This window comes from Thiohalobacter sp. COW1, from assembly GCF_016629505.1.
Classification (GTDB): Bacteria; Pseudomonadota; Gammaproteobacteria; order Thiohalobacterales; family Thiohalobacteraceae; genus Thiohalobacter; species Thiohalobacter thiocyanaticus_A.
This window is the reverse complement of the sequence record NZ_AP024239.1, coordinates 3,428,715-3,453,541: the sequence shown is the minus strand read 5'-3', so window position 1 is coordinate 3,453,541 and position 24,827 is coordinate 3,428,715. Positions and strand designations below refer to the sequence as shown.

Annotated in this window: 25 protein-coding genes and 1 tRNA gene; 11 read left to right on the top strand and 15 right to left on the bottom strand. The window is 65.2% G+C overall.

All coding sequences use genetic code 11. From position 1 onward, the window contains the following. Positions 1-93: 93 nt before the first annotated feature. The 10 genes from COW1_RS16400 to pcnB all read right to left on the bottom strand — a co-directional run bounded on the left by COW1_RS16400 (position 94) and on the right by pcnB (position 8,471). Entirely contained in the window at positions 94-1,428 is a 1,335-nt protein-coding gene (locus COW1_RS16400) for an ATP-binding protein (protein WP_201344826.1), read from the bottom strand. 2 nt (positions 1,429-1,430) lie between these two features. Then, complete coding sequence (locus COW1_RS16395) at positions 1,431-2,093, bottom strand: response regulator transcription factor (RefSeq protein WP_096366975.1); 663 nt, start codon at positions 2,091-2,093, stop codon at positions 1,431-1,433. Positions 2,094-2,460: 367 nt separating this feature from the next. After that, positions 2,461-2,772 carry a PepSY domain-containing protein gene (locus COW1_RS16390; RefSeq protein ID WP_157745675.1) on the bottom strand — a complete coding sequence of 104 codons (312 nt, stop codon included), beginning with the start codon at positions 2,770-2,772 and terminating at the stop codon, positions 2,461-2,463. Between the two features lie 87 nt (positions 2,773-2,859). After that, complete coding sequence (locus COW1_RS16385) at positions 2,860-3,426, bottom strand: cytochrome b/b6 domain-containing protein (protein WP_201344824.1); 567 nt, start codon at positions 3,424-3,426, stop codon at positions 2,860-2,862. A 248-nt stretch (positions 3,427-3,674) separates the two neighbouring features. Continuing rightward, positions 3,675-4,055, bottom strand: a complete 381-nt coding sequence (gene panD / locus COW1_RS16380; protein WP_201344822.1) for an aspartate 1-decarboxylase — start codon at positions 4,053-4,055, stop codon at positions 3,675-3,677. A 67-nt stretch (positions 4,056-4,122) separates the two neighbouring features. After that, on the bottom strand, positions 4,123-4,986 hold the full coding sequence (gene panC, locus COW1_RS16375) for a pantoate--beta-alanine ligase (protein WP_201344820.1): 864 nt from the start codon (positions 4,984-4,986) through the stop codon (positions 4,123-4,125). A gap of 204 nt (positions 4,987-5,190) precedes the next feature. Next, a complete protein-coding gene (panB, locus tag COW1_RS16370) occupies positions 5,191-5,991 on the bottom strand; it encodes a 3-methyl-2-oxobutanoate hydroxymethyltransferase (RefSeq protein ID WP_096366980.1) in 801 nt (266 codons plus the stop codon). Next, the gene (locus tag COW1_RS16365) at positions 5,988-6,638 is read right to left on the bottom strand and encodes a deoxynucleoside kinase (protein ID WP_096366981.1); all 651 of its coding nucleotides are present in this window, start codon (positions 6,636-6,638) and stop codon (positions 5,988-5,990) included. Before COW1_RS16365 ends, panB begins: the two co-directional genes overlap by 4 nt. Before the next feature lie 32 nt (positions 6,639-6,670). Continuing rightward, positions 6,671-7,183: a 2-amino-4-hydroxy-6-hydroxymethyldihydropteridine diphosphokinase gene (folK, locus tag COW1_RS16360; RefSeq protein WP_096366982.1), complete on the bottom strand. Its 513-nt coding sequence runs from the start codon at positions 7,181-7,183 to the stop codon at positions 6,671-6,673. Continuing rightward, on the bottom strand, positions 7,176-8,471 hold the full coding sequence (gene pcnB / locus COW1_RS16355; RefSeq protein ID WP_201346130.1) for a polynucleotide adenylyltransferase PcnB: 1,296 nt from the start codon (positions 8,469-8,471) through the stop codon (positions 7,176-7,178). Before pcnB ends, folK begins: the two co-directional genes overlap by 8 nt. A gap of 140 nt (positions 8,472-8,611) precedes the next feature. Here pcnB and COW1_RS16350 point away from each other — a divergent pair. Then, positions 8,612-8,687: transfer RNA gene (locus tag COW1_RS16350), tRNA-Glu, on the top strand. Positions 8,688-8,694: 7 nt separating this feature from the next. Here the strand turns inward: COW1_RS16350 and COW1_RS16345 are convergent. Genes COW1_RS16345 through COW1_RS16335 form a run of 3 tightly spaced genes read right to left on the bottom strand, consistent with a single transcriptional unit; the run spans position 8,695 to position 9,779 of the window. After that, complete coding sequence (locus COW1_RS16345) at positions 8,695-9,027, bottom strand: DUF2173 family protein (protein WP_201344818.1); 333 nt, start codon at positions 9,025-9,027, stop codon at positions 8,695-8,697. A gap of 8 nt (positions 9,028-9,035) precedes the next feature. Then, complete coding sequence (locus COW1_RS16340; RefSeq protein WP_231971514.1) at positions 9,036-9,374, bottom strand: DUF2173 family protein; 339 nt, start codon at positions 9,372-9,374, stop codon at positions 9,036-9,038. 48 nt (positions 9,375-9,422) lie between these two features. After that, positions 9,423-9,779 carry a DUF2173 family protein gene (locus COW1_RS16335; protein ID WP_096366985.1) on the bottom strand — a complete coding sequence of 119 codons (357 nt, stop codon included), beginning with the start codon at positions 9,777-9,779 and terminating at the stop codon, positions 9,423-9,425. A 142-nt stretch (positions 9,780-9,921) separates the two neighbouring features. Here COW1_RS16335 and COW1_RS16330 point away from each other — a divergent pair, with 142 nt between their 5' ends. Next, positions 9,922-10,359: an RDD family protein gene (locus COW1_RS16330; protein ID WP_201344816.1), complete on the top strand. Its 438-nt coding sequence runs from the start codon at positions 9,922-9,924 to the stop codon at positions 10,357-10,359. A 53-nt stretch (positions 10,360-10,412) separates the two neighbouring features. On the opposite strand, the gene lptG is transcribed toward COW1_RS16330, so the two are convergent. Next, positions 10,413-11,480, bottom strand: a complete 1,068-nt coding sequence (gene lptG / locus COW1_RS16325) for an LPS export ABC transporter permease LptG (protein ID WP_201344814.1) — start codon at positions 11,478-11,480, stop codon at positions 10,413-10,415. After that, positions 11,477-12,562 carry an LPS export ABC transporter permease LptF gene (gene lptF / locus COW1_RS16320; RefSeq protein ID WP_201344812.1) on the bottom strand — a complete coding sequence of 362 codons (1,086 nt, stop codon included), beginning with the start codon at positions 12,560-12,562 and terminating at the stop codon, positions 11,477-11,479. The genes lptG and lptF overlap by 4 nt, the downstream gene beginning before the upstream one ends. A 170-nt stretch (positions 12,563-12,732) precedes the next feature. On the opposite strand from lptF, the gene COW1_RS16315 reads away from it, so the two are divergent. The 9 genes from COW1_RS16315 to COW1_RS16275 all read left to right on the top strand — a co-directional run bounded on the left by COW1_RS16315 (position 12,733) and on the right by COW1_RS16275 (position 24,740). Then, positions 12,733-14,229 (top strand): leucyl aminopeptidase, encoded by a 1,497-nt coding sequence (locus COW1_RS16315; protein WP_201344810.1) that lies wholly within the window; start codon positions 12,733-12,735, stop codon positions 14,227-14,229. Positions 14,230-14,521: 292 nt separating this feature from the next. Continuing rightward, complete coding sequence (locus COW1_RS16310) at positions 14,522-14,950, top strand: DNA polymerase III subunit chi (protein WP_096366990.1); 429 nt, start codon at positions 14,522-14,524, stop codon at positions 14,948-14,950. A gap of 185 nt (positions 14,951-15,135) precedes the next feature. Beyond that, complete coding sequence (locus tag COW1_RS16305; protein WP_201344808.1) at positions 15,136-17,943, top strand: valine--tRNA ligase; 2,808 nt, start codon at positions 15,136-15,138, stop codon at positions 17,941-17,943. 283 nt (positions 17,944-18,226) lie between these two features. Further along, positions 18,227-19,309, top strand: a complete 1,083-nt coding sequence (locus COW1_RS16300) for an HD domain-containing phosphohydrolase (protein WP_096366992.1) — start codon at positions 18,227-18,229, stop codon at positions 19,307-19,309. A gap of 191 nt (positions 19,310-19,500) precedes the next feature. Beyond that, entirely contained in the window at positions 19,501-20,613 is a 1,113-nt protein-coding gene (gene hemH / locus COW1_RS16295) for a ferrochelatase (RefSeq protein ID WP_096366993.1), read from the top strand. Positions 20,614-20,968: 355 nt separating this feature from the next. Beyond that, complete coding sequence (locus COW1_RS16290) at positions 20,969-21,934, top strand: DUF523 and DUF1722 domain-containing protein (RefSeq protein WP_369801207.1); 966 nt, start codon at positions 20,969-20,971, stop codon at positions 21,932-21,934. 173 nt (positions 21,935-22,107) lie between these two features. Then, complete coding sequence (locus COW1_RS16285) at positions 22,108-23,382, top strand: TIGR03790 family protein (protein ID WP_096366995.1); 1,275 nt, start codon at positions 22,108-22,110, stop codon at positions 23,380-23,382. Positions 23,383-23,493: 111 nt separating this feature from the next. Then, positions 23,494-24,150, top strand: a complete 657-nt coding sequence (locus COW1_RS16280; RefSeq protein WP_096366996.1) for a hypothetical protein — start codon at positions 23,494-23,496, stop codon at positions 24,148-24,150. Between the two features lie 29 nt (positions 24,151-24,179). Further along, on the top strand, positions 24,180-24,740 hold the full coding sequence (locus tag COW1_RS16275) for a YSC84-related protein (RefSeq protein ID WP_096366997.1): 561 nt from the start codon (positions 24,180-24,182) through the stop codon (positions 24,738-24,740). Positions 24,741-24,827: the final 87 nt, after the last annotated feature.

The following is a 24,827-nucleotide window of genomic DNA, read 5'->3' as shown; positions in this document are numbered from 1 at the left end:
CTTCCCTGACTTTACTACATCATTGCCGGGCGCCGATGCGCCACGGCAATGCAATATCGATCATTTCGTGGGTTTAGTGGATTTCGCGGCGCATTACGCCTGCGGGAATTCCACCTCGACGCTGAAACCGCCCAGTTCGGCGGATTGCCCGAACGCCATCCGCCCGCCATAGAGTTCCACCACGTCCGCCGCGATGGCCAGTCCCAGGCCGTGCCCGGCCACGCCCTGCTCGTCGGCGCGCACGCCGCGTTCGCTCAGGTTGGCACGGAGCCCGGCATCCACGCCGGGACCGTCGTCCTCGATCCGCACCCGCAGCCGCCCTTCCTGCCGTGCGGCACGCACCCTGACCCGGCCGCGCGCCCATTTGCAGGCGTTGTCCAGCAGGTTGCCGAACAACTCCATCAGATCCTGCGCATCGGCCTGCAGGGTCAGGGAGTCCGCGACCTCGCACTCGATGCGCAGCCCCTTGTCGGCATAGACCTGCCGCACCACCCCGATCAGGCCGTCGAAGACCGGTCGCAGGGCCAGCCGGGCCGCGCTTGCGGAGCGGCCGGCCAGACGCGCGCGCCGCAACTCGCGCTCCATCAGGGCGCGGATCTGATCCAGCTGCTGCTGCAGCCGCTCGCGCAGCTGCGGGTCCTCCCCGGCGGGCAGGTGATCCAGTTCCTGCTGCAGCCGCGCCAGCGGCGTCTTCAGGGCATGCGCCAGGTTGCCCAGGGCATTGCGCGAGCGCGTCAGCCGTCCCTGCAGCACCTCCAGCAGGCGATTGATCTGCTGTACCAGGGGAGACAGTTCATGCGGCACGCCTTCATCCAGCCGCGCCAGTTCGCCCTGCTGCAGCTGCTCCAGTTCCCGGCAGGTCCGGCTGACCGGGGCGAAGCCCAGACGCAGGGCCCGGCGCTGGTAGGCCAGCAGTCCGACCAGCACGGCCAGCCCCAGCAGGGCATAGATCAGCTGCAGCCGGCGGACATTGTCGTGGATGGGCGTCAGGTCCTCGGCCACGGCCAGCAGCAGATCCCGCTCCTCCTTTATGTAGTGCCGCACCCGCACCAGCAGCAGCTGGTTCCCGGGCCCGCGCTGGCGCAGCAGGACCGCCTGCCCGGCCTCCAGCGCTGGCAGGCTGAGCGCCTGGTCCCACAGCGAACGCGAGCGCAGCACCTGCCCGCCCGACTCGATCTGGAAATAATGGCCGGAGAAGGTCCGGTCATAGATGGGGCTGACGCGCGCGGGCCGCAGCCGCAGTGCCTGGTCATCCACTGGTGACCCGAGTGCCACCAGCAGGCCCTGGGCATCATGCTCCAGACGGGTACCGATGTAGTGCTCGGTCAGCAGTCGGAAGCTGTAGCTGGCCGCCAGGCCGAACAGGACATACACCAGCAGCAGGGCCAGCCCCAGACGCAGATTGATATGCCGCTGGATGGATTCCATGGTCAACGCGCGGGGAAGCAGTAACCCTGGCCGCGGCGGGTTTCAATCAAGTCCGCACCGAGCTTGCTGCGCAGCCGGCGCACGTAGACCTCGATCACGTTGCTGTCCTTGTCCGAGTCATAGTCGTAGACATGCTCGGTCAGTTCGGTCTTGGACAGAATATGATCCGGGTGCAGCATGAAGTAGCGCAGCAGCCGGAACTCGGTGCCGGTCAGCGCATGGGTCGCACCGTCCGGCGTGGTCACCGTCTGGGTCGCCTCGTCCAGGCTCAGACCGTTCACGCTCAGCTGCGCCGCGGCCCGCCCGCTGGCGCGGCGCAGCAATGCGCTCAACCGCGCCTGCAGTTCCTCCACGTGAAAAGGCTTGCCGAGGTAATCGTCGGCCCCGGCCTGGAAACCCTCGACCTTCTCATGCCAGGCATCGCGGGCAGTGAGGATCAGCACCGGCGTATCCAGGCCTTCCCGGCGCCAGCGGCCCAGCACCTCCAGTCCGCTGCGTCCCGGCAGCCCCAGGTCGAGTATCACCGCATCATAGGGCTCTTCCAGGCCCAGGTGCTCGGCGTCGATGCCGTTGTCGCAGTGATCGACGGCATAGCCGGCCGCCTGCAGGTCCTGCCTGAGGCGGCCGGCCAGCGACGCGTCGTCCTCGACCAGCAGCAGGCGCATTAGGGCCTGTTAACACTAATCTCATTGCCTCTGCTGGGGCTGATTTTTCGTCCAGCAAGGCAGAATGAGCGATGTGTAGTCACTCTACATGAGCGAATGATAACGCCGCTGGGCGGGAAATCAGCCCCAGCCCTGCGGGTTGCGCCTGAAAAAGCACCACTCGTCGTTGCTCGTACCCACAACACTCGCTGCGCTCGCGGAGCAGACTCTCGCTTATTTGGAATCACCAAACTACCCTCCTCGCGCCTTCATGCCCTATGAGTATTTATGCCCTATGGGTATCGATTGGCGCTTTTTCAGGCACAACAGAGACGATGAGATTAGTGTTAACAGGCCCTGGTACTCCTTCAACACGATATTGACGGACTCAGTCGTCATCGAACTCCGGCAGAGGCTCACCGGTCCTGGCATCATAATACATGTCGTATACCCGGCCGTCGTCACGCAGCACCTCCAGTTCGTAAACCCAGATTCCGTCCTCCTTCTCCAGTTCGGCCTCCAGCAGCTGGCCGGTCTGGTTGATGCCGGAGCGCTCGAGCACCGTCTGCAGGGGGAGGATCTGCCCCTGTCGCACCAGCTCCCTGATCTCGTCGTGATCATCGGCCAGCGCCGGTCCGCCCCCTGCCAGCAGCAGGCTGATAACCAGGGGAAGTGATGCCTTCTTGATCATATTCGTCATGCTTGCGTACCTCCAGTCAGAGTTGCTCACATCCCTGTGACGGTTGCACTCCCTGGCAGATGGAATTTCGTGGATGTTGTGGCGCATTCAGGGCGCCGGCTTGCGTCCGGTCACCATGGACCGCACCAGGTTCTCGCCGTGCAACAGGCTTTCGATGATCACGCCGGCCACATGCACCGCGACCAGGAACAGGGTGAAGTTGGCGAAGAACTCGTGCACCTCTTCGAACAGATGCCCGGTGCTCTCACTGACGCCGATAAGCATGCCCGCCAGCGGTCCCGCGCCCTCCTCGGCCGCATAGACAGCCAGACCGAAGCCGGTGGTGGCCAGCAGGCTCGCCAGCAGCAGCACGATCATCAGACCGCCGGCCGGGTTGTGGCCCAGGTAGCGCCGGGGATGCAGGGTCAGGACTTCCTTAATATAAGTCAGCACCTCATGCGGCCGCTTCACGAAGTCGCCGAAGCGCGCATGGCGGGTGCCGATCAGCCCCCACAGCAGCCGGAAAGCGACCAGTCCCAGCACGGTGTAGCCGGCCAGGGTATGCAGATCCAGCCAGTCGTCCTCGGTCAGATAGGCGGTGAAAAAGGCCAGGACCAGGGTCCAGTGGAACACCCGGACCAGCGGGTCCCAGACCTTGATGGTATCGGATTGCATGATTCAGCCCTCCTGTTTCAGTGGGGCCCAGTATGCGGGGGCTGGCTGAAACCAGGCTGAAAATCGGGTGGGATTGGAGGATTATTCAACGCAGAGGCGCGGAGACGCAGAGATATTCAAATGTTTCTGGAGTGTCGTAGGTTGGGCTGAGCGCAGCGAAGCCCAACCTACAAAAGGATTTCCCTTTGCGTCCTCTGCGCCTTGGCGCCTCTGCGTTGAAAAAAACGCGACCAGGGGACCAGCAAACGTCAGGCGACCTGAACGGGGATGTCGTGGCCGGTGCGGCTGATGCGGTTGTCGGCGTCGAGGTAGATCAGGGTGGGCTTGAAACCGGCGGCCTCGGCCGTGTCCAGGATGGCGTAGGTGCAGATGATCACCCGGTCGCCGGGAGCGGCCTTGTGGGCGGCGGCGCCATTGACGGAAATGATCCCCGACCCTTCCTGGGCCCGGATGGCGTAGGTGATGAAGCGCTCGCCGTTGGCCAGGTTGTAGATCTGGATCTGCTCGTACTCGCGGATGCCCGCCGCCTCCAGCAGGGCGGCGTCGATGGCGCAGGAACCCTCGTATTCGAGTTCGGCGTGCGTCACTCGGGCCTGGTGCAGCTTGGATTTGAGCAGGGTCAGGTGCATGGGAATGTAGTGCAGGATTCGTGGGGAAGGGAATTATCGCCCATCCTCCCGAATGGCGCAATCGGCCTCAGGCCCTGTCCGTCCCCGGGGCGGTGCGCAGGTTGTCGATCAGACGGGCACGGCCCAGCCAGGCCGCGGCCAGCACCACCAGTTCCGCCTCCTCGCGGTCGGGCACGCTCAGGTCCGCAGCCCGGCGGATACTGACATAATCGGGGCGGAAGCCGGCAAGTTCGAGTTGTTGCATGCCCTGCTGCTCGAGCGCGGGAAAGTCGCGATCGCCCGCTCCCAGGGCGGCAATCAGCCCCTCCAGGACATGATGCAGCTGCGGAGCGACCTCGCGCTCGGCCGGCGTGAGGTAGGCATTGCGCGAACTCATGGCCAGGCCGTCGGGCTCACGCAACGTGGCGGCGCCCTCAATCCGGATCGGCAGGCTGAGATCGCGCACCAGCCGGCGGATGACGATCAACTGCTGGTAGTCCTTTTCCCCGAACACGGCCAGATCGGGCTGGACCATATTGAACAGCTTGGTCACCACCGTCGCCACGCCGGCGAAGAAGCCCGGCCGGAACCGGCCACAGAGAATGGAACCGACCTCCGGCACCTCGACCCGGGTCATCTCCACCAGCGGCACCGGGTAGACCTCCTCCACCGGCGGCGCGAACAGCAGATCGGCACCGGCCGCCTCCAGCCGGGCGCGGTCCGCGTCCAGGGTACGCGGGTAGCTGTCGTAGTCCTCGCCGGGCCCGAACTGCATGGGATTGACGAACACGCTGACCACCACGCGATCGGCGTCGCGCCGGGCCTGTTCGACCAGCGACAGGTGCCCGGCATGCAGGTTACCCATGGTGGGTACGAAGCCGATGCGCGCGCCGGTGCCGCGCCAGGCGCGGATCTGTTCCCGCAGCGCTTCTACAGTATTGACTGTTTTCATGCCAGATCGAACCAATCGGTAACCTGTAGGATGGGTGGAGCAAAGCGCAACCCATCGTCGCCCGTGATGCCGATGGGTTGCAGCGCTACGCGCTTCCACCCATCCTACGCACTGTAGGGTGGGTGGAGCGAAGCGCAACCCATCCCTCGCCGGACAGCGATGGGTTACGGCGTTCCCGCCTTCACCCATCCTACGGATTCATACCTAGTTGAAACTCTCCGCCGCGGACGGGAACTCGCCCGCCTTCACCGCCTGCACATAGGCCCGCAGTGCGGCCTCGACGGAGCCGGCGCCGGCCAGGAAGTCGCGGCTGAATCGGGGCCGCTTCCCCGGGGTAATGCCGAGCAGGTCGTACAGGACCAGCACCTGACCGTCGCAATGCACGCCGGCGCCGATGCCGATGACCGGGATCTGCAGGGCCTCGCTGACGCGTCGCCCCAGTGCCGCCGGCACCGCCTCCAGGATCAGCAGACCGACACCGGCCCGCTCCAGCGCCTGCGCCTGATTCAGAATGCGTTCGGCGGCTTCGGGCTCGCGCCCCTGCACCCGGTAGCCGCCGGGTTCGCGCACCGACTGGGGCAGCAGCCCCAGATGGCCGCAGACCGGAATGCCGGCCCCGAGCAGGGACTCGATGACCGCCAGCTGCGCCGGCGCCCCGCCCTCCAGCTTGACCATCATCGCCTCCCCGCCCTGAAGCAGCCGGCGGGCATTGGTCAGGGCATGCTCGGGGGTGTCGTAGCTTTTGTAGGGCATATCGACAATACGATAGGCCTGGCGACAGCCGCGGGCCACGCAGGCGGCGTGATAGACCATCTGTTCGACCGTCACCGGCAGGGTGGACGCCTGCCCCTGCACCACCATACCCAGGGAATCGCCGACCAGGGCGATGTCCACATCGGCGGCATCCAGCCAGTGGGCGAAACTGGCATCGTAGGCGGTCAGGCAGGCGATCTTCTCGCCCGCACGCTTCATCGCCTGCAGCTGTTCCAGGGTACGCGTACTCACAGGCTCACCGGCATGGGATTGAAATAGTGCCGACCGCGCCGCACCCGGTGCACCTGCTCCAGCAGCGCCTGGTAGTCCTCGTCGCTGTTGACCAGGTCGATGTGCTCGGCGTTGACGATCAGCAGGGGCGCGGCCTCGTAATCATAGAAAAAGCGCATATAACCCTCGGACAGCCGTTCCAGGTAGGCAGCGTCGATGCTGCGCTCGTGCGGCCGGGCACGCTTGTGGATGCGTTTGAGCAGCACCTCCACCGGTGCCTGAAGATAGATCACCAGGTCGGGGCTGGGCGCATCCAGGGTGAGATGCGAGTAGACCTGGTCATAGAGCCGGTACTCCTGCTCGTCCAGGGTAAGCTGGGCGAACAGCCGGTCCTTCTCGATCAGAAAGTCCGCCACCCGCACCGGTTGGAACATGTCCGCCTGGCGCAGTGCCTGCATCTGCTGGGCACGCTGCAGCAGGAAGAACAGCTGGGTCGGCAGGGCGCCTTCCCTGGGATTGCGGTAGAAGCGCTCGAGAAAGGGGTTGTCGTCGGCGCCTTCCAGCAGCAGGTCACAACCGAAGCTCTCGGCCAGCCGCTGCGCCAGGCTGGTCTTGCCGACGCCGATGGGGCCCTCCACCACAATATAGTCCGGGCGTTGTTCCTGCATGACTCCAGTTCGATATCCAGGGTTGGCGCTCATTATGACAGGCCCGCCCTGCCGATGCAGCGCAGCCCGTCGGCCGGGCAGGCCCGCGCCAGTTCGAGCACGCGCCCGAGTCCCGGCACCACCAGTTCCGGGGCGACCTCGGCCAGCGGATGCAGCACGAAGGCACGCTGGCGCAGCCCGGGATGCGGCACGCTCAGGCGTGCGGTTTCCAGTTGCAGGTCAGCGTAGAGCAGCAGATCCAGGTCCAGGGTCCGCGGTCCCCAGCGCTCCCCGGTGCGTACCCGGCCGTGGGCCTGTTCGATCGCCTGCAGAGCATCCAGCAGCGCCTCCGGCGCCAGCGTGGTGAGCAGGCCGGCCACGGCGTTGACATACTCGGGCTGGTCGGGCGGTCCCATGGGTGGACTGGCATAGAGGCTGGATGCGTGCAGCAGGTAGGTCGCCTCGATGGCGTCGAGCTCATCCAGGGCACGGCTGACCTGCGCCACCGGGTCGTCGAGATTGCTGCCGAGGCCGATCCAGGCGGTCGCGGTATCGATCTCACCCATGCTCGGATCTGGGCTTGCGCCGCCGCGGCCGGCGGCGTTTGCGCGGGCGACCTGCGGTCACCCGCTCGGCGCGCGCCTCCGGCGCCTGCGTCTGGATCTCGGTCCACCAGTCGCACAGTTCCTGCTCCACCTCGCCGGCGGCGCACCGCAGCAGCAGAAAGTCATAGGCGGCGCGGAAGCGCGGATGCTCCAGCAGTTGCAGGGCCCGGCGGCCCTGGCGGCGCTGGAACCGCGGCTGCAGCGACCAGATCTCGCGCATCGGCAGACTGAACCGCTTGGGGATGGAAACATGCCGTGCCTGCTGCGTGACCACCCGCGCGCCGCCGATCTGGATCGCCTGGATCTCGCTCATGTCGGGTTGATCCAGGTCGGGCATCTCACGGCGCATCGGTTCCCACAGCAGGGCGGCGAACATGAAGGCCGGCGTCACCGGTTTGCCCTCGGCCACCCGGGCATCGGTATTGGCCAGGGCATGACTGATCAGGGTGTGGGGAAAGTGATTCTCCTCCTCGGCCAGCACCGCCTCGGTCAGCGGGAACAGGGGCTCGAACAGGTGATAGTGACGCAGCATTTCGAAGGTATTGAGCGCCACCCCGCCGTGGAACAGCTTGAGCACCTCCTCGTAGAGGCGCGCCGGGGCGATATCGTGCAGCAGGGGGGCCAGTCGGGGGATCAGCGCCTGCAGTTCGGGGTCCAGGGTGAAGCCGAGCTTGGCGGCAAAGCGCACCGCACGCAGCATGCGCACCGGGTCTTCGCGAAAGCGCGCCTCCGGATCGCCGATGATGCGCAGCCGGCCGGCCTCCAGATCCTCCATGCCGCCGACATAATCGCGGATGCTGAAGTCGCTGATATCGTAATACAGGGCATTGACGGTGAAATCACGCCGCCACGCGTCCTCTTCGATGCTGCCGTAGACATTGTCGCGCAGCAGCCGCCCGGCATCGTTGACCTGGGTCTCGTCGTCCTCGTCCGGATCGGAAGCGGCACGGAAGGTCGCCACCTCGATCACCTCGCGCCCGAACAGCACATGGGCCAGGCGGAAACGGCGACCGATCAGGCGACAGTTGCGGAACTGCTGGCGGATCTGCTCCGGGGTGGCATCCGTGGCGACATCGAAATCCTTGGGCTCGCGGCCCAGCAGCAGGTCGCGCACCCCGCCGCCGACCAGGCAGGCCCGGAACCCGGCCTGGTTCAGCCGGTTGAGCACCTTGAGGGCGTTGGGGCTGATCAGGGAGCGCGAGATCCCGTGTTCCGGACGCGGGATGATATTGAGTGACTGAGCGCTGATAGTGGATGGATCCTTCTAAATCGAATGCAACCGGCCGGGGCCTGTCCGGCACGCACGACCCGACAGCGGTGATTGTTTCCCCGCCGACTCCGCGTATAATACACCACCTGCGTCCTGCCCCGCAGGACGCGGACAGCGTCGCTCCCTTCGTCTAGTGGCCTAGGACACCGGCCTCTCACGCCGGTAACAGGGGTTCGAAACCCCTAGGGAGCGCCATCTTCCCTCAATAAGTGGCGGCCTCGTTGAGCTCCTGCATCACCTCGTTGACCGAGCCTTCCGCCGTGTCCACCAGACAGACCAGATTGCCCACGCTGCACACCGTGCCCTGCGCGGCGCGCACGATCCAGCCGCGCGGCGGCGTCCAGCCGCGCATCTGGGTGAACATCGACAGCTGATCGGCATTGCCCTGCACGATGCGCTTGTACTCCAGCGCGAAGCGCGCCAGGTGTTCCATCTGTGGCTGATCCAGCAGGCCGTAGCCTTCCACGAAGGCGCCATCGTCGCGGAACTGGCAGATGGCATTGACCCCGTCCAGCGCAAGTAATCGCTTGAGCATGAGCCCCCCTACGCCGACAAAGCGTCAAAGGCCGCTTCGTAATCGGCCTGGTCATTCTGCAGCACCACACCGCAGTTGCCGCGGGCGACCGCCGACCAGTCGAAGCCGATCATGGTGAAACCCTCGATGGGATAGAAACCGGACTGGCCGGTCGTCTTCTCCCAGCCTCTGGCCTGCATGGTGGCGATGGCGGTATTGGCCACCAGCACATGGGCCAGCAGATCCAGCACCTCGGCATCCAGATTGCTGCCTTCGGCAATATTGTGCTCAGCCAGTTCGCCGCGGTCATTGAAACAAAAGGCGGCCAGGGCGCCGTTGAGCTGCATCAGTTTGCTCAGATCGTTCATGCCTTCCCCTCGCATATTATTGGTTTGTGTCCGGCAATCAGACAGCGATCAGATGAGATCGTCCGTGGCATCAGCCAGCGCGTCACTCATGTGACTCATAACTTCATTTAGCGATCCGCTGGTGTTATCCATGAAACAGAAGACGTTGTAGAGCACGCAGACCGTGAAACGCGGCCCCTTGACCACCCAGCCACGGGAAGGGTCAACGCCGGTATTGGCACGAAAACTCGCCAGGATGTCGGTCTGCATGTGCACGCCCATGGTGGTGGCCCGGCACATGATCGAGGCCATACGGGCGTATTCCTCGGTCAGCTGGCCCTTGTAGGAGAAGCGGTCACCGCGATAGGAATATTCACCCGCAGCGATAACGCCCGGCATCTCGGCCAGATCGGCTACCAGAGACATGTCACCTCCCTCTCGCTATCGTTGTAATTGTTTATCGTGTTTGTATCTCTCTGTTTACACAAAAACGCGGGAGGTGTCACGGTTGCGATGCAACGGGGGTTCTGCTAACAATGTATCCTTTGTCTGATCCGCTAAAGCCCGCATGCACCCCGTCGATGCCGATCTCCCTCGCGCCGGCCTCCTGCGTCGCCTCGCCGCCATCCTGTATGACAGCCTGCTGGCAGGCGCCGTGCTGTTCCTGGCCGCAGCGCTGGTACTGCCGCTGACCGGCGGCGAGGCGGTCGCCGCCGGCAATCCGCTGTTCACGGCCTACCTGTTCCTGGTGCTGTTCCTGTTCTTCGCCTGGTTCTGGATCCACGGCGGCCAGACGCTGGGCATGCGCGCCTGGCGACTGCGGGTGCAGAGGCGGGACGGTCACCCCATCAGCTGGGGTCAGGCCATGCTGCGTTACCTGATGGCCTGGGTGTCACTGCTGGCCGCTGGAGCGGGCTATCTGTGGCTGTTGCTGGATCGGGAGCGCAACACCTGGCACGACCGTTTCTCGGAAACCGTGATCGTCGTCCTGCCGAAGAAGCACTGATGGGTCGGCGCCCGGACCCGGGCAACGCAAGGCACCCGCGGCCCGCCCGCCACTCACCCGCCCACACGCCGCAACTGAATCGCCCCCCAGACCAGGAACAGCAACGGCGGGGCCAGCACGCTCAACAGCGGCGGCAGACCATAGACCTGCCCGCTATGGCTCAGGGTCTGGCTCAGCAGGTAATACCCCAGCCCCACCAGCACTCCGACCAGCAGCCGCTGACCGGCGCCCCGATCCCGCAACGGACCGAACACGAAAGGCACCGCCAGAAACAGCATCACCAGCGAGGTGAAGGGTGCGACCAGCCGCTGCCACAGGGCCAGTTCGTAGCGGGCGGTCTCGAGCGCGTTCTGACGCCGGTACTCGACATAGCGATACAGATCGCGTGCCGACAGGCTGCCGGGCTCGATCATGACGACGTTCAGCAACGCCGGATCGAGCAATGTCTCCAGCTGCAGCCGGCTCTCCTGCACCAGCTGCAGCCGCCCTTCCCCGATACGGCCGCCGGCCACGCCCTGCAGGTGCCAGCGGCCGTCGGCATGCTCGGCCGTACGGGCGCGATAGGCCGATGCCAGCCGACCATCCTCACCCAACTGGAATACCTCGAGGCTGCCCAGGCGGCCATCGGGGTGAACCTCACGGATGCGGATGAACAGATTCCCGTCCCGGGCCCAGAAGCCGTAGGGGCTGAAATGGGTGATGCGCTGACTCTGGGCCTGGCCGCGCTGCTGCTGCGCCATCCGATCGGCCGCCGGCGCGATCCACTCGCCGATGCCGCCGGCCAGCACCAGCAGTACCAGGCCGGCCTTCATCACGCCCAGCAGGATCCGTCCCACCGAGACGCCGGCGGCACGGATCGCCACCAGTTCGTGCCCGGCGGCCAGATTGCCCAGCCCCAGCAGGGTGCCGAGCAGGGCCGCCATCGGAAACAGTTCATGGATGCGCCCGGGCACACTCAACCCCAGGTAGATCAGCACGTCGCCCAGACCGTAGCTGCCACGGCCGATGTCCTGGATCTCGTTGATGAAACCGAAGAAGAGGTCGACTGCCAGCAGCACCAGCAGCGCCAGCAGACTGGCGAGGATCACCACCCGCCCGAGATAGCGATCCAGCACCTTCATGCCGATGCCCTCCGGGGCAGGCGCGGCCGCATCCGCCGGAACAGCCACCCCGCCGCAGCCAGTGGCAGCAGGTGCACCCACCACAGACCGATCAGCCCCGGGAGCTGGCCCTTCTCCAGCCACATCCGGGCCGTGCCCAGCAGGTTGTAATAGATGATAAACAGCAGAATGGCGAGGAACAGCCGGGCATAGCGCCCCTGCCGGGGACTGGTGCGGCTGAGCGGCACGGCCAGTATCAGCAGTACCACCACGGCCAGCGGCAGGGCGATGCGCCAGTGCAGTTCGGCCAGTTCCCGCGGGCCGCCCCCGGCCAGCAGCTCACCGGTCGGCACCGCATCCTGCTTGAGGCGGACCTCGGGCCGGGCGTCCTGATCCATGCGGATACCGTGGCGTTCGAATTCAAGCACCCGGAACACCGGATCCCCGGGAAAACCCTGGTAGCGCTGGCCGTCCTCCAGCACCAGGTAGCGCACGCCGGTATCCGGATCACGCTCGGGCCGGGCCCTGGCGGCAGTCACCAGCATGGGGGGATCGGTCTGCAGATTGCGCACGAACACCTGCCTGAGGTGACTGGCGTCGGCGGCGACCTCGCGCGCATAGAGCACAAGGCGTCCACCCCGTGCCTCCTGGAAGCGCCCGGCGCTGACCGCCTCGATGGTGGCCCGGTGCTCGGCATCGGCCTCGACCCGGTAGGCCAGTTCCGCCGTGCGCGGCACCACCAGCAGGGTGAACAGCAGCAGGACGCCGGCAACCAGCCCGGCCAGCACCAGCAACGGGCGGTACAGCCGGCGATACCCCACGCCGCATGCCGCCAGCGCGGTCATTTCACTGTCCCGATACAAGCGCCCGAGCGCGAGCACCACCCCGAGATAGAGCGACAGCGGCACCAGGGTGGCGAGATAGGCCACTGATTTCAGCCCGATCAGGGTGAGGATCATACTGCCGGCCAGCTCGCCGGCCGCCGCCTCGCCCAGGTAGCGCACCAGGCGGTTGGTGACCACGATGGCCCACAGCACCAGCATCACCGCCAGCCAGTTGGCAATGACCTCCTTGAGCAGGTAGCGATCGAGGACTGACAGCATCGGGCGGTTTCGGGAAGGGCGGACCGGGAGCCCGACGGGCCCCATGCCCCCGGTGTAAATTCACATCGCTTCCAGTAGACTGGTGAGTCAGGTCCAGGCGATGCGCGTGCCCGCATCATACCGCCATCGCGGCCTGCCCGGCCAGCGAGCACAACCCAGTGGAGTCAAGCATGGAATTCAGCGTCAAAAGCGGCAGCCCCGAGAAGCAGCGCACCGCCTGTCTGGTGGTAGGCGTGTATGAGTCCCGGCGCCTGTCTCCGGCGGCCCGCAGCCTGGACAAGGCCGCCGGCGGCTATCTGAAAAACGTCCTCAAGCGCGGCGACATGGACGGCAGGTGCGGCCAGACCCTGCTGCTGCACGACGTGCCCGGCACCGCTTGCCAACGCCTGCTGCTGGTCGGCTGCGGTCAGGAACGTGAACTCGATACGACCAAATACCGCAACGCGGTGGCGGCCGCGGCGCAGCGTCTGAACGAGACTGGGGCCTCTGACGCGGTCAGCTACCTGGCCGACCTGCACGTCAAGGGCCGGGATACGCACTGGAAGCTGCGCCAGATCGTCGAGGCGACCGAGGCCGCGCTCTATGTCTTCGACCAGCTGAAGAGCGAAAAGGACAAGGTCCGCCGCCCCCTGCGCAAACTCGCGCTGGGCGTGACCGACAAGAAAGACGCCGCTAACGCCCAGGCCGCCATCACCGAGGGCCAGGCCATCGCCGCCGGCGTGCGCCTGGCCCGCGAGCTTGGCAACCTCCCCGGCAACATCTGCACCCCGACCTATCTCGGCGACCAGGCCCGCGAACTGGCCAAGGGCAGGCGCAAGGTCAAGGCCACGGTACTGGACCGCAAGGACATGGAGAAGCTCGGCATGGGCGCCCTGCTGGCCGTGGCGCGCGGCACGGACGAGCCGCCGAAACTCATCACCCTGGAATATCAGGGCGGGAAGAAGGGCGACAAGCCGGTGGTACTGGTGGGCAAGGGCGTGACCTTCGACACCGGCGGCATCTCGCTCAAGCCCGGCGCGGCCATGGACGAGATGAAGTTCGACATGTGCGGGGCGGCGAGCGTGCTCGGCACCCTGGCCGCGGTGATCCGGATGGAACTGCCGCTCAACGTGATCGGCGTCATCCCCGCCACCGACAACATGCCCAGCGGCAAGGCGATCAAGCCGGGCGACATCGTCACCAGTCTGTCCGGCCAGACCATCGAGATCCTCAACACCGACGCCGAGGGCCGGCTGATCCTGTGCGACGCCCTGACCTACGCCGAGCGCTTCGAGCCGGACGCGGTGATCGACATCGCCACCCTGACCGGCGCCTGCGTCATCGCCCTGGGCAGCCACGCCGCCGGTCTGCTGAGCAACCAGCCGTCGCTGGCGCACGACCTGCTGCAGGCGGGCGAGGCCGCCTCCGACCGCGCCTGGCAGCTGCCGCTGTGGGACGACTACCAGGGTCAGCTCGACAGCAACTTCGCCGACATGGCCAACATCGGCGGCCGCGAGGCCGGCACCATCACCGCCGCCTGCTTCCTGTCCCGGTTCACCAAGAAGTACCACTGGGCCCATCTGGACATCGCCGGCGTGGCCTGGAAACAGGGCAAGGAGAAGGGCGCGACCGGCCGCCCGGTGCCGCTGCTGACCCAGTATCTGCTGGATCGGGTGGCGGATAAGTAGATCTTTTCAACGCAGAGACGCAGAGGCGCGAAGTCAGAGTAAATATGAGTGGCGCTTGAATCGGCAGGATTTCAGTTTCTCCGTCATTCCCGCGAAGGCGGGACAAAAGCGCGGAGCGCGTTGAACGCCCGTAGGGCGGCCCGAAGGGCGAACGCAGCGAGTAATCCAGTGACCGCAGCGGCATCTGGATCCCGGCCTTCGCCGGGATGACGGAATTACATATGATTTCCATGCGGCCTTTGCGCCTCTGCGTCTCTGCGTTGAGGTTTCAACCAGGCTCAACGACTGAAGCATGACAAGGATCGATTTCTACATCCTGCCCCAGGCCGCCGAACGCGAACGGGCCCTGTTTGCCTGCAAACTGGCGGAGAAGGCCTGGCAGCAGGACTACCGCATCTTCATCCACACCGGCTCCGATGCCGCGGCGCGGGAACTGGACGAACTGCTCTGGACCTTCCGCGCCGGCAGCTTCCTGCCCCATGCCCTGGCCGACGCCGACCCCGGAGCGTTTCCGCCGCCGGTCCTGATCGGCCATGACCGCGAGCCGCAGACCCACACCGATCTGCTGATCAATCTGGCGCCGGAGGTCCCGACCTTCTTCAGCCGCTTCGCCCGCCTGGCCGAGGTCCTCGACCAGCAGCCGGAGCTGCTCACCGGCGGCCGCGAGCGCTACCGTTTCTACCAGGAGCGCGGCTACCCCCTGCACTCGCACAAGCTGTGAGCCCCTAAGCAACACTGGAACATAAAGCACACAAAGATTTCCCTGCCATTGTCGTGGCTCGGCGCGCCCGGCAATGCATGACCGGAGATTTTCGTGGGTTTCGTGGCCATCCCGGGTTTCACGCCCTGCACCTCCCGCCTGTATAATCCCGCCTTTGCCCGCAACGGCCCGGAGACGTCGGATCCATGGACAAGACCTACAGCCCCCACGCCATCGAGCAGCGCTGGTACCAGACCTGGGAGGACAAGGGTTATTTCGCCCCCGGCGGCGAGGGCACGCCCTTCTGCATCATGATCCCGCCGCCCAACGTCACCGGCAGCCTGCACATGGGCCACGCCTTCCAGGACACCATCATGGATGCCCTGACCCGCTTCCACCGCATGCGCGGCGACAATACCCTGTGGCAGGCCGGCTCCGACCACGCCGGCATCGCCACCCAGATGGTGGTCGAGCGTCAGCTCAACGCCGAGGGCAGGACCCGCCACGACCTGGGCCGCGAGGCCTTCATCAAACGCATCTGGGAGTGGAAGGCCGAGTCCGGCAACACCATCACCCGCCAGCTGCGGCGCATGGGCGCCTCGCTGGACTGGTCGCGCGAGCGCTTCACCATGGACGCAGGGCTGTCGGAGGCCGTGCGCGAGGTGTTTGTCCGGCTGTACGAGGACGGCCTGATCTATCGCGGCCAGCGGCTGGTGAACTGGGACCCGGTGCTGCACACCGCTGTTTCCGATCTGGAGGTCATCTCCGAGGAGGAGCAGGGCCATATGTGGCACATGCGCTACCCGCTGGCTGACGGCTCCGGGCACGTCATCGTCGCCACCACCCGGCCGGAGACCATGCTCGGCGATACCGCCGTGGCGGTGCACCCGGAGGACGAACGCTACCGCAACCTCATCGGCAAGACCATTGCCCTGCCGCTGACCGGGCGCGAGATCCCGGTCATCGCCGACGACTATGTCGACCCCGAGTTCGGCAGCGGCTGCGTGAAGATCACCCCGGCGCATGACTTCAACGACTACGAGGTCGGCCGCCGCCACGACCTGCCCCTGATCAACATCTTCACCGTGGATGCGGCCATCAACGCCAACGGGCCGGAGAAATACCGCGGCCTGGACCGCTACGAGGCCCGCGACGCCATCATCCATGATCTGAAGGAACTCGGCCTGCTGGAGAAGATCGACGACCACAAACTGATGGTCCCCAGAGGCGACCGCTCCGGCGTGGTCATCGAGCCCTACCTCACCGACCAGTGGTTCGTGGACCTGACCCGCGATGAGCAGGCCGACGGCCGCCCCGGCGGCCGGGCACGCATCACCCTGCCGGCCATCGAGGCGGTGGAATCCGGCCGCATCCGCTTCGTGCCGGACAACTGGAAGAACACCTATTACGAGTGGATGCGCAACATCCAGGACTGGTGCATCTCGCGCCAGATCTGGTGGGGCCACCGCATCCCCTGCTGGTACGACGAGGCCGGCAACGGCTACGTCGCCCGCAGCGAGGAAGAGGCGCGGGAGAAGTACAAGCTCGACGCCGACGTGGCACTGGAGCAGGACAGCGACGTGCTCGACACCTGGTTCTCCTCCGCCCTGTGGCCCTTCTCCACCCTGGGCTGGCCCGGGCGGACCCAGGCGCTGCAGACCTGGTACCCGACCTCGGTGCTGGTCACCGGCTTCGACATCATCTTCTTCTGGGTCGCGCGCATGGTGATGATGGGCCAGTACTTCATGCAGGACGTGCCCTTCCGCGAGGTCTACATCCACGGCCTGGTGCGCGACGCCCACGGCCAGAAGATGTCCAAGTCCAAGGGCAATGTGCTTGACCCCATCGATCTGATCGACGGCATCGAACTCGACGCCCTGGTGGAAAAGCGCACCCGCGGCCTGATGCAGCCGCAGATGGCGAAAAAGATCGAGCAGCAGACCCGCCGGGACTTCCCCGACGGCATCCCCGCCTTCGGCACCGACGCCCTGCGCTTCACCTTCGCGGCGCTGGCCTCCACCGGGCGCGACATCAACTTCGACCTCGGCCGCATCGAGGGCTACCGCAACTTCTGCAACAAGCTGTGGAACGCCGCCCGCTACGTGCTGATGAACACCGAGGGTCAGGACTGCGGTCAACTGGAGGAGAAGGAAGTCGAGCTCACCGTGGCCGACCGCTGGATCCTGGCCCGGCTGCAGCAGGCCGAACAGGAGGTGATCGAGTCGATCCGCACCTACCGGCTCGACCATGCCGCCCAGGCCATCTACGAATTCACCTGGAACGAATACTGCGACTGGTATCTGGAACTGTCCAAACCGGTGCTGACCCACCCGGACAGCCCCGCCGCGCGCCAGCGCGGCACCCGCCGCACCCTGGTGCAGGTACTGGAGACCCTGCTGCGCCTGGCCCACCCGTTGATGCCCTTCATCACCGAGGAGATCTGGCAGCGGGTCGCGCCGCTGGCCGGGGTCGCCGGCGAGACCGTCATGCGCCAGCCCTTTCCGGAACCGGATGACGGCCTGGTGGACACCGCCGCCATCGAGGACATGGACTGGGTCATGCAGTTCATCCTGGGCGTGCGCAGGATCCGCTCCGGCTACGACCTCAAACCCTCCCAGCCGCTGCCGGTGGTACTGGAGAACAGCTCCGCTGCGGACCGCGCCCGACTGGAATCCAACCGTCACTACCTCGAGTTCCTGGCCCGCACCGAATCCATTACCCCGCTGGCACCGGAGGCCGAGCCGCCCGAGGCCGCCACCGCGCTGGTGGGCGAAATGAAGGTGCTGATCCCGCTTGCCGGACTCATCGACAAGGCCGCCGAACTGGAGCGACTGGCAAAGGAAATTGAGAAAAAAGAGCAGGATCTGGAGCGTGTCTCGAAAAAACTCGAGAACGGGAACTTCGTCAACAAGGCCCCCGAAGCCGTGGTGCAGAAGGAGCGCGAAAAGGCAGAAGAGGCTCGAACCGCACTCGCCAACCTCATGGCACAGAAGGAAAAAATCGCCGCACTCTGAGCATCGGCCAGGCCTGACAACGCCGCGTCGCCCGCACCCGGGCCGCGGCGTTTTTTTATTCAAGGATCAGCGCCTTCTGTCCGATATTTCCTCTTGCCTGTGTAAGTATCGACCTACGGGTTGCATTATCAATCAGATATCTCGTATTCTTCACAGGCACAGGGAGGAGTACCCGCTAACAGGCGGCACAAGGAAGGAAACGCAGGTTCCCCACGGGTCAGGACGCATGCAGCAAGGGGGGCGTCCGGGGAGCCCGATAACAAAAACTGGCACAGGAAACTCGATGCCAACCGTTCTGATTGTCGACGATCAGTCAGAAAGCCGCACCACGCTGACCGAGCTGGCACACACGTTCCAGCATCAGATGCGCGTGGAGGCCTTCCTGAATCCGCATGAGGCCATTCGCTGGCTGACCTGGCATGCGGCCGACCTGGTGATCACCCGCTACGATCTGCCGGAGATCACCGGTGTGGAATTCATCCGCCGGGTCCGGGAACTTCCCAACTGCGCCCACCTCCCCCTGATCATCCTCACCGAATACAACGACAAGTACGCCCGCTACTCCGCCCTCGATGCCGGCGCCACCGATTCCCTGATCGAACCCATCGACCATATCGAGTGCCGGGTGCGCTGCCGCAACCTGCTCACCCAGTTCAGCCAGCACAAGATCATCCGCGACCGCAACCACTGGCTCGAGAAACAGGTCTCCGAAGCCACCAGCGCCATCCGGGTGCGCGAGCAGGAAACCCTGCTGCGACTGGCGAAGGCCGGCGAGTACCGTGACGAGGAAACCGGCAACCACGTCATCCGCATGGCCAAGTACGCCCGGCTGATCGCCGAGGAACTGGGGCTGTCGCGCGAGGACTGCGAGATCATCGAACTGGCCGCGCCCATGCACGACATCGGCAAGATCGGCATCCCCGACGAGATCCTGCTCAAGCCGGGCAAACTGCCGATGGAAGAATTCGAGATCATGAAGCAGCACACGGTCATCGGCTACGAGATTCTCAAGGACAGCCCCTCCCAGTTCCTGCAGATGGGGGCGGTCATCGCCCTGGGCCATCACGAGAAGTTCAACGGCACCGGCTATCCCAACGGTCTGCGCGGCGACGAGATCCCGCTGGCCGCCCGCATCGTGGCGGTGGCCGATGTCTACGACGCCCTGACCTCGAACCGCCCCTACAAGCAGGCCTGGACCCCGCGCGAGGCCATCAGCTTCATGGATCGGCACAACGGCACCCACTTCGACCCCCGCTGCCTGGAGGCCTTCCACGGCCGGCTGGAACAGGTCGGCAAGATCCAGTACCTGCTGGCCGATCCCGTCGAGGAAGATCAGCACCGGTTCTCCCAGCCCGACTCGGCCTGATCCCGCCTCTCCGCTCCCCTCCGGCGTTGTGTCGACGCCTGTATCACTTGGGTATACTTCCCCTGAACAACAGGTAGGATGGGTGAAGGCGCGCGGCGCCGTAACCCATCACCCGGCCGGCGGACAACGATGGGTTGCGCTGTGCTTCACCCATCCTACCCATCACCCCAACAGCGCAGGGCAGGGACCCCATGAACCGCTACCTAGGCGAAACCGACTTCCACCACGACGCGCACGAACGGCTGGGCGTACTGATCACCAATCTGGGCACCCCGACGGCACCGACGCCCCGGGCCGTGCGCAGATATCTGGCCGAATTCCTCTGGGATCCGCGCGTGGTGGAGATCCCGCGGCCGCTGTGGTGGCTGATCCTGCACGGGGTGATCCTGCGCTTCCGCCCAGGCAGGGTGGCCCACGCCTATGCCTCGGTCTGGGAGGAAGACGGCTCGCCCCTGCTCAACATCGCCCGGCGCCAGCGCGAAGCGCTGGAGTCCCAGCTGCTGGCGCGCCTGCCCGGACCGGTCAAGGTCAGCCTCGGCATGCGCTACGGCGAGCCATCACTCGCCGAGGCCCTGGAGGAACTGCGCCAGGCCAATGCCCGGCGCATCGTGGTGCTGCCGCTGTATCCGCACTACTCGGCCAGCACCACCGCCTCCACCTTCGACGCCGTAACCGATATCCTCAAGCGCTGGCGCTGGGTCCCGTCGCTGCGCTTCGTCACCCACTATCACGATCAGCATGCCTATATCGAGGCCCTGGCGACGAGCGTGCGCGAGCACTGGGAGGCGCATGGCCGTGACAACGCCCGTCTGCTGATGTCATTTCATGGCCTGCCGCGGCGCTACCTGGACCAGGGCGACCCCTATCACTGCCAGTGCCACAAGACCGCGCGGCTGCTGGCCGAGGCGCTGCAGCTGAACGAGGACCAGTGGCAACTCGCCTTCCAGTCGCGCTTCGGCCGCGAGGAGTGGCTGAAACCCTATACCGACGCCACGCTGAAGGAATGGGCCGAAACCGGCGTGGAACGGGTGCAGGTCATCTGCCCCGGCTTCAGCGCCGACTGCCTGGAGACGCTGGAGGAGATCCAGATGCAGAACAAGGCCCTGTTCCTGGAGCACGGCGGCAAGCGCTTCGAGTATATCCCGGCACTGAACGAACGCACCGATCACATCGAGGCCCTGACCCAGATCGTGTGCAACGAGGTCAGCGGCTGGCCGGAGGCCGGCAACTGGAGCAGCGAGGCCTACGCCACCATGCGCCAGGGACGCCTGCGCCGGGCCAAGGCGCTGGGCGCGGAGAGATGATTCAAAAAGCGCCACGGAATACACGGAAAGCACGGACAGTACAAATGAATCAGCCCAGCTTCTGTCTGACACTTTACCCGTCATCCCCGCGCAGGCGGGAATCCAGATACCGCTGCGGTCACTGGATCCCCGCCTGCGCGGGGATGACGATGACGGTTACGACAACCGCAATTCATGCCATGATTGGGCCAGCCATGCAGGTCGGGTTAGCGCAGCGTAACCCGACACTCGCGGCAGGCACGTCGGGTTACGCCCGTTCGGGCTAACCCGACCTACGGAGGAACTGCATGGTTTCTGCAACAATCCTTTCCGTGCTTTCCGTGTATTCCGTGGCGCTTTTTAAAGAAGGATGACCATGCCGCACGAGGAAACAGACCGCCTGCCCATCCGCATCGGCATCAGCAGCTGTCTGGTCGGTCAGCGGGTGCGTTTCGATGCCAACCACAAGCAGGACAACTATATCCTGGGCACCCTGGGCGAGTTCTTTGAATTCGTGCCGGTCTGCCCCGAGGTCGCCATCGGCATGGGCGTGCCACGGCCGACCATCCGGCTGCTGGGCGCGCCGGAGGCGCCGCGCGCGGTCGGGGTGAAGGATGCCTCCCTCGACGTCACCGACAAGCTGGTCCGCTACGGCCGCCGGCAGGCGCGGGAATTGACGGACCTCACCGGCTACATCTTCAAGAGCAAATCACCGAGTTGCGGCATGGAGCGGGTCAAGCTCTACACCGACAAGGGCGGCGTTAGCAGCCAGGGCGTGGGCCTGTATGCGCGTGAATTCATGGCCGCCCATCCGCTGCTTCCCTGCGAGGAGGAGGGCCGGCTGGGCGACCCGATGCTGCGCGACAACTGGCTGGAACGGGTCTTCGCCTGGCGGCGCTGGCAGGAACTCAACCGGCAGCGACTGACCGTCCGCGCCCTGATCGATTTTCACACCCGCCACAAGCTGGCGCTGATGGCGCACGGACCGAAGTATTACAAGGAACTCGGTCAGCTGGTCGCCGATGCCGGCAAGGGACCGCTGCGCCCACTGGCGGATGCCTATATCGGGAAATTCATGGGCGCCCTGCAGGTGCGCGCCACGGCCAAACGCCATACCAACGTCCTGCATCACCTGATGGGCTATCTGAAGCGGCAGCTCGACAGCGACGACAAGCAGGAACTGCTGGAACTCATCGAAGCCTACCGACTGGGACGGGTACCCCGTATTGTACCCATCACCCTGCTGAATCATCATTTCCGCCGGTTTCCGAATGACTATATCGCCAACCAGAGCTACCTGCACATGTGTCCGGAGGAACTGAAGCTGCGGAGCTATTATTAGTCTCGTAGGTTGGGTTAGTGCAGCGCAACCCGACAGCTCAATGACTGACGTCGGATTACGCCCTCCGGGCTAATCCGACCTACGATACTATTATTAGCGTTTGCGGCAATAACGCGGAGAACGCGAAGACGCAGAGGCGCAAAGTGTTTGCATATCATGTACAAGCCCGGACCATGAAAAAATCAGCGATCCGTACACTCAACACATTCCTTACCCTTCTGTTCGTTGTCGTCACGACCCAGGTCCGGGCGGAGGGTGCGAAACCCGAGATCCTGATGCCCAAGGCCCGCATCCTGCCGCAGGAGTTGGGCGTGATCGTAAACGACGAGGACCCCTTGAGCGTACGCATTGCCGAATACTACCGGCAGGCACGCGACATCCCCGAGCAGAACCTGATCCATGTACGCATCCCGACCGGACGCAAGCAGATCGGCGACCGGGAATTCGCCTCCATTCAGGCCCGGATCGCGGCGCAGACCCCTGATTCCGTCCAGGCCTATGCCCTGACCTGGGTGGAACCCTATCGCGTCAAGTGCATGTCCATCACCACCGCCATTGCCTACGGCGGCTTCGATGAGAAGTGGTGTTCGGAGCGCGGCAGCAAATGCACCCCGACGGCGCAGGGCGAGTACTACAACAGCCCCAGCCTCCAGCCCTGGCAGGATCACAATCTGCGCCCCACCCTGTCCATCGCCGCTCTGGATTTCGATGCCGCAAGGGTGCTGATCGACCGCGGGGTCGCCAGCGATGGCAGCTGGCCGTCGGGTACGGCCTATCTGCTGGACACCTCGGACAAGGCGCGCACCATCCGTGCCGCATTTTTCCCACGCATTCATGAGGTGTTCGGCAACTATCTGCGGATCGAATCGCTGCAGCAGGACCATCTGTACGACCGCGATGACGTGCTGTTCTATTTCACCGGCCAGAAACGGGTGCAGGGCCTGGATACCCTCGGCTTCGTTCCCGGCGCCATCGCCGATCACCTGACCTCGGGCGCCGGCCAGCTCACGGCCGGCTGGCAGATGAGCGCCCTGCGCTGGCTGGAGGCCGGCGCGACCGGCAGCTTCGGCGCGGTCAAGGAACCCTGCAATTACATCGGCAAGTTCCCCAATCCCGGTATCCTCATGGCCTACTACCTGCAGGGCGCGACCCTGCTCGAGGCCTACTGGAAGAGCGTGGCCATGCCCGGGGAGGGCATCTTCATCGGCGAGCCGCTGGCCGCCCCGTTCAGCGGCTACCGCCTCCACGACGCCGGCGACCACTGGCAGCTGCAGACCCGCCAACTCGCTACCGGCAACTACCGCCTGATGACGGCACCCAGCCGGATCGGACCGTTCCGGACCGAAGACTTCATCCTCCAGGTGCGTCCGGGCGAGCAGCATTTCCGGCTGCCCAGACTGGAGCGCGCGGTCTATCGGCTGCAGCCGCAGGCACCGCCGCAGGACTGAGTGGACACTCGACAGGCGCGCACACCGCGGCAACGGGCTTCTCAGCCGCGCGTGTGTATGCATTAATAATCCTTCCGGGGCTGCCGCTACCCTGACAGGGAGGACATCCGCATGCAGCTGCGCCACCTGCAATCTCTGCTGGAACAACTCTACGAGATCGACATCGGGCTGGATGTCGAGGATTTTCTCATCACCGACCAGCGGCTGGCTGCCCTGCTCGACCGCAGCCCGCGGCCACGGGATATCCCGGAAAAGCTGTTGATCGAACAGTCAGGCGAAGACATCGACGTTTCGCTCTACCTGCACCAGGTCATCGTGGAGCGCCTGCGCGCCCAGAACCCGCTGCACTCACTGCACCGTGGCAACCTGAACGAATTCCTCACTGCGCTGGAAGGGGTGAGTCACTTCGTCTACCTGGCCTGGAACCTCGGCCACGACCGGCCCATTTCGCAACTGGAGATGGAGCTGCAGGCCGAGGTGGACAAGTACTGCCTGGCCGCGGCCCTGTTCGCCCGCCAGCTCGGCGGCATCCCGGACGAACTGCATCCGCTGCTGTTCGAGCGGGTGCGCTACAGTCCTGAACTCGACCGCAGTGAACATCAGCGCTACAGCACCGCCAATCACCATGCCAAGCGCTACTGCCGCAGCCTCTACGAGCGGTTCCTGCGTCCCTGCCGCGGTCAGCGTCTCACCCGTGAACTGCGGCACTTCTACCGCCTCTGGCACCGGCACAAGATCGAACGCATCGAGGCCTTCTGCGCGGCCTGAATCTGACCTATTCACATACGAGGCACGTCATGAAGAACCTGCTCAGACCCTTACTGCTGCTCATCTGCCTGCTGCCGGCCCTGCCGGCCCAGTCCGGCTGGAATCCGCTGGCAAAGGAGAAGGATGCGGACCAGCCGGGTGATGACGCCGGGGTGCACGAAGCCATCGCCGCCTTCAAGAACAGGGACCCGAGCATGCAGGTCTTCTTCGACCAGGCCCATGGCTATGCCGTCTTCCCCACCGTCGGCAAGGGCGGCATGGGTATCGGGGGCGCCTACGGCAAGGGCCGGGTATTCCGGCAGGGCGGCGCCATCGGCAGCGTCACCCTGACCCAGGTCACCCTCGGCTTTCAGCTGGGCGGCCAGGCCTACCGCGAGATCATCTTCTTCAAGGACAAGGCCATGCTGGATGACTTCACCTCGGGCAACTTCGAGTTCAGCGCCCAGGCTTCCGCAGTGGCCGCCACCGCGGGCGCATCGGCCGATGCCGACTACAACAACGGAGTGGCCGTGTTCACCCTGGCCAAGGGCGGGCTGATGTACGAGGCGTCCATCGGCGGCCAGAAATTCAGCTTCACGCCGGCACAGTGACCCTGTCACGACGCTGGCAACCGTCCGGGCGCACCAGAACAACCTGTGAAGATTGATTCACGCACGGGTTCGGTGCGCCGCGCGGGT

What these genes read in the sequence shown, in the direction of transcription:
- COW1_RS16400 (WP_201344826.1), bottom strand. Translation starts at nt 1,428, where the DNA reads ATGGAATCCATCCAGCGGCATATCAATCTGCGTCTGGGGCTGGCCCTG.
- COW1_RS16395 (WP_096366975.1), bottom strand. Translation starts at nt 2,093, where the DNA reads ATGCGCCTGCTGCTGGTCGAGGACGACGCGTCGCTGGCCGGCCGCCTC.
- COW1_RS16390 (WP_157745675.1), bottom strand. Translation starts at nt 2,772, where the DNA reads ATGACGAATATGATCAAGAAGGCATCACTTCCCCTGGTTATCAGCCTG.
- COW1_RS16385 (WP_201344824.1), bottom strand. Translation starts at nt 3,426, where the DNA reads ATGCAATCCGATACCATCAAGGTCTGGGACCCGCTGGTCCGGGTGTTC.
- panD (WP_201344822.1), bottom strand. Translation starts at nt 4,055, where the DNA reads ATGCACCTGACCCTGCTCAAATCCAAGCTGCACCAGGCCCGAGTGACG.
- panC (WP_201344820.1), bottom strand. Translation starts at nt 4,986, where the DNA reads ATGAAAACAGTCAATACTGTAGAAGCGCTGCGGGAACAGATCCGCGCC.
- COW1_RS16365 (WP_096366981.1), bottom strand. Translation starts at nt 6,638, where the DNA reads ATGCAGGAACAACGCCCGGACTATATTGTGGTGGAGGGCCCCATCGGC.
- folK (WP_096366982.1), bottom strand. Translation starts at nt 7,183, where the DNA reads ATGGGTGAGATCGATACCGCGACCGCCTGGATCGGCCTCGGCAGCAAT.
- COW1_RS16345 (WP_201344818.1), bottom strand. Translation starts at nt 9,027, where the DNA reads ATGCTCAAGCGATTACTTGCGCTGGACGGGGTCAATGCCATCTGCCAG.
- COW1_RS16340 (WP_231971514.1), bottom strand. Translation starts at nt 9,374, where the DNA reads ATGAACGATCTGAGCAAACTGATGCAGCTCAACGGCGCCCTGGCCGCC.
- COW1_RS16335 (WP_096366985.1), bottom strand. Translation starts at nt 9,779, where the DNA reads ATGTCTCTGGTAGCCGATCTGGCCGAGATGCCGGGCGTTATCGCTGCG.
- COW1_RS16330 (WP_201344816.1), top strand. Translation starts at nt 9,922, where the DNA reads ATGCACCCCGTCGATGCCGATCTCCCTCGCGCCGGCCTCCTGCGTCGC.
- lptG (WP_201344814.1), bottom strand. Translation starts at nt 11,480, where the DNA reads ATGAAGGTGCTGGATCGCTATCTCGGGCGGGTGGTGATCCTCGCCAGT.
- lptF (WP_201344812.1), bottom strand. Translation starts at nt 12,562, where the DNA reads ATGCTGTCAGTCCTCGATCGCTACCTGCTCAAGGAGGTCATTGCCAAC.
- COW1_RS16315 (WP_201344810.1), top strand. Translation starts at nt 12,733, where the DNA reads ATGGAATTCAGCGTCAAAAGCGGCAGCCCCGAGAAGCAGCGCACCGCC.
- COW1_RS16310 (WP_096366990.1), top strand. Translation starts at nt 14,522, where the DNA reads ATGACAAGGATCGATTTCTACATCCTGCCCCAGGCCGCCGAACGCGAA.
- COW1_RS16305 (WP_201344808.1), top strand. Translation starts at nt 15,136, where the DNA reads ATGGACAAGACCTACAGCCCCCACGCCATCGAGCAGCGCTGGTACCAG.
- COW1_RS16300 (WP_096366992.1), top strand. Translation starts at nt 18,227, where the DNA reads ATGCCAACCGTTCTGATTGTCGACGATCAGTCAGAAAGCCGCACCACG.
- hemH (WP_096366993.1), top strand. Translation starts at nt 19,501, where the DNA reads ATGAACCGCTACCTAGGCGAAACCGACTTCCACCACGACGCGCACGAA.
- COW1_RS16290 (WP_369801207.1), top strand. Translation starts at nt 20,969, where the DNA reads ATGCCGCACGAGGAAACAGACCGCCTGCCCATCCGCATCGGCATCAGC.
- COW1_RS16285 (WP_096366995.1), top strand. Translation starts at nt 22,108, where the DNA reads ATGAAAAAATCAGCGATCCGTACACTCAACACATTCCTTACCCTTCTG.
- COW1_RS16280 (WP_096366996.1), top strand. Translation starts at nt 23,494, where the DNA reads ATGCAGCTGCGCCACCTGCAATCTCTGCTGGAACAACTCTACGAGATC.
- COW1_RS16275 (WP_096366997.1), top strand. Translation starts at nt 24,180, where the DNA reads ATGAAGAACCTGCTCAGACCCTTACTGCTGCTCATCTGCCTGCTGCCG.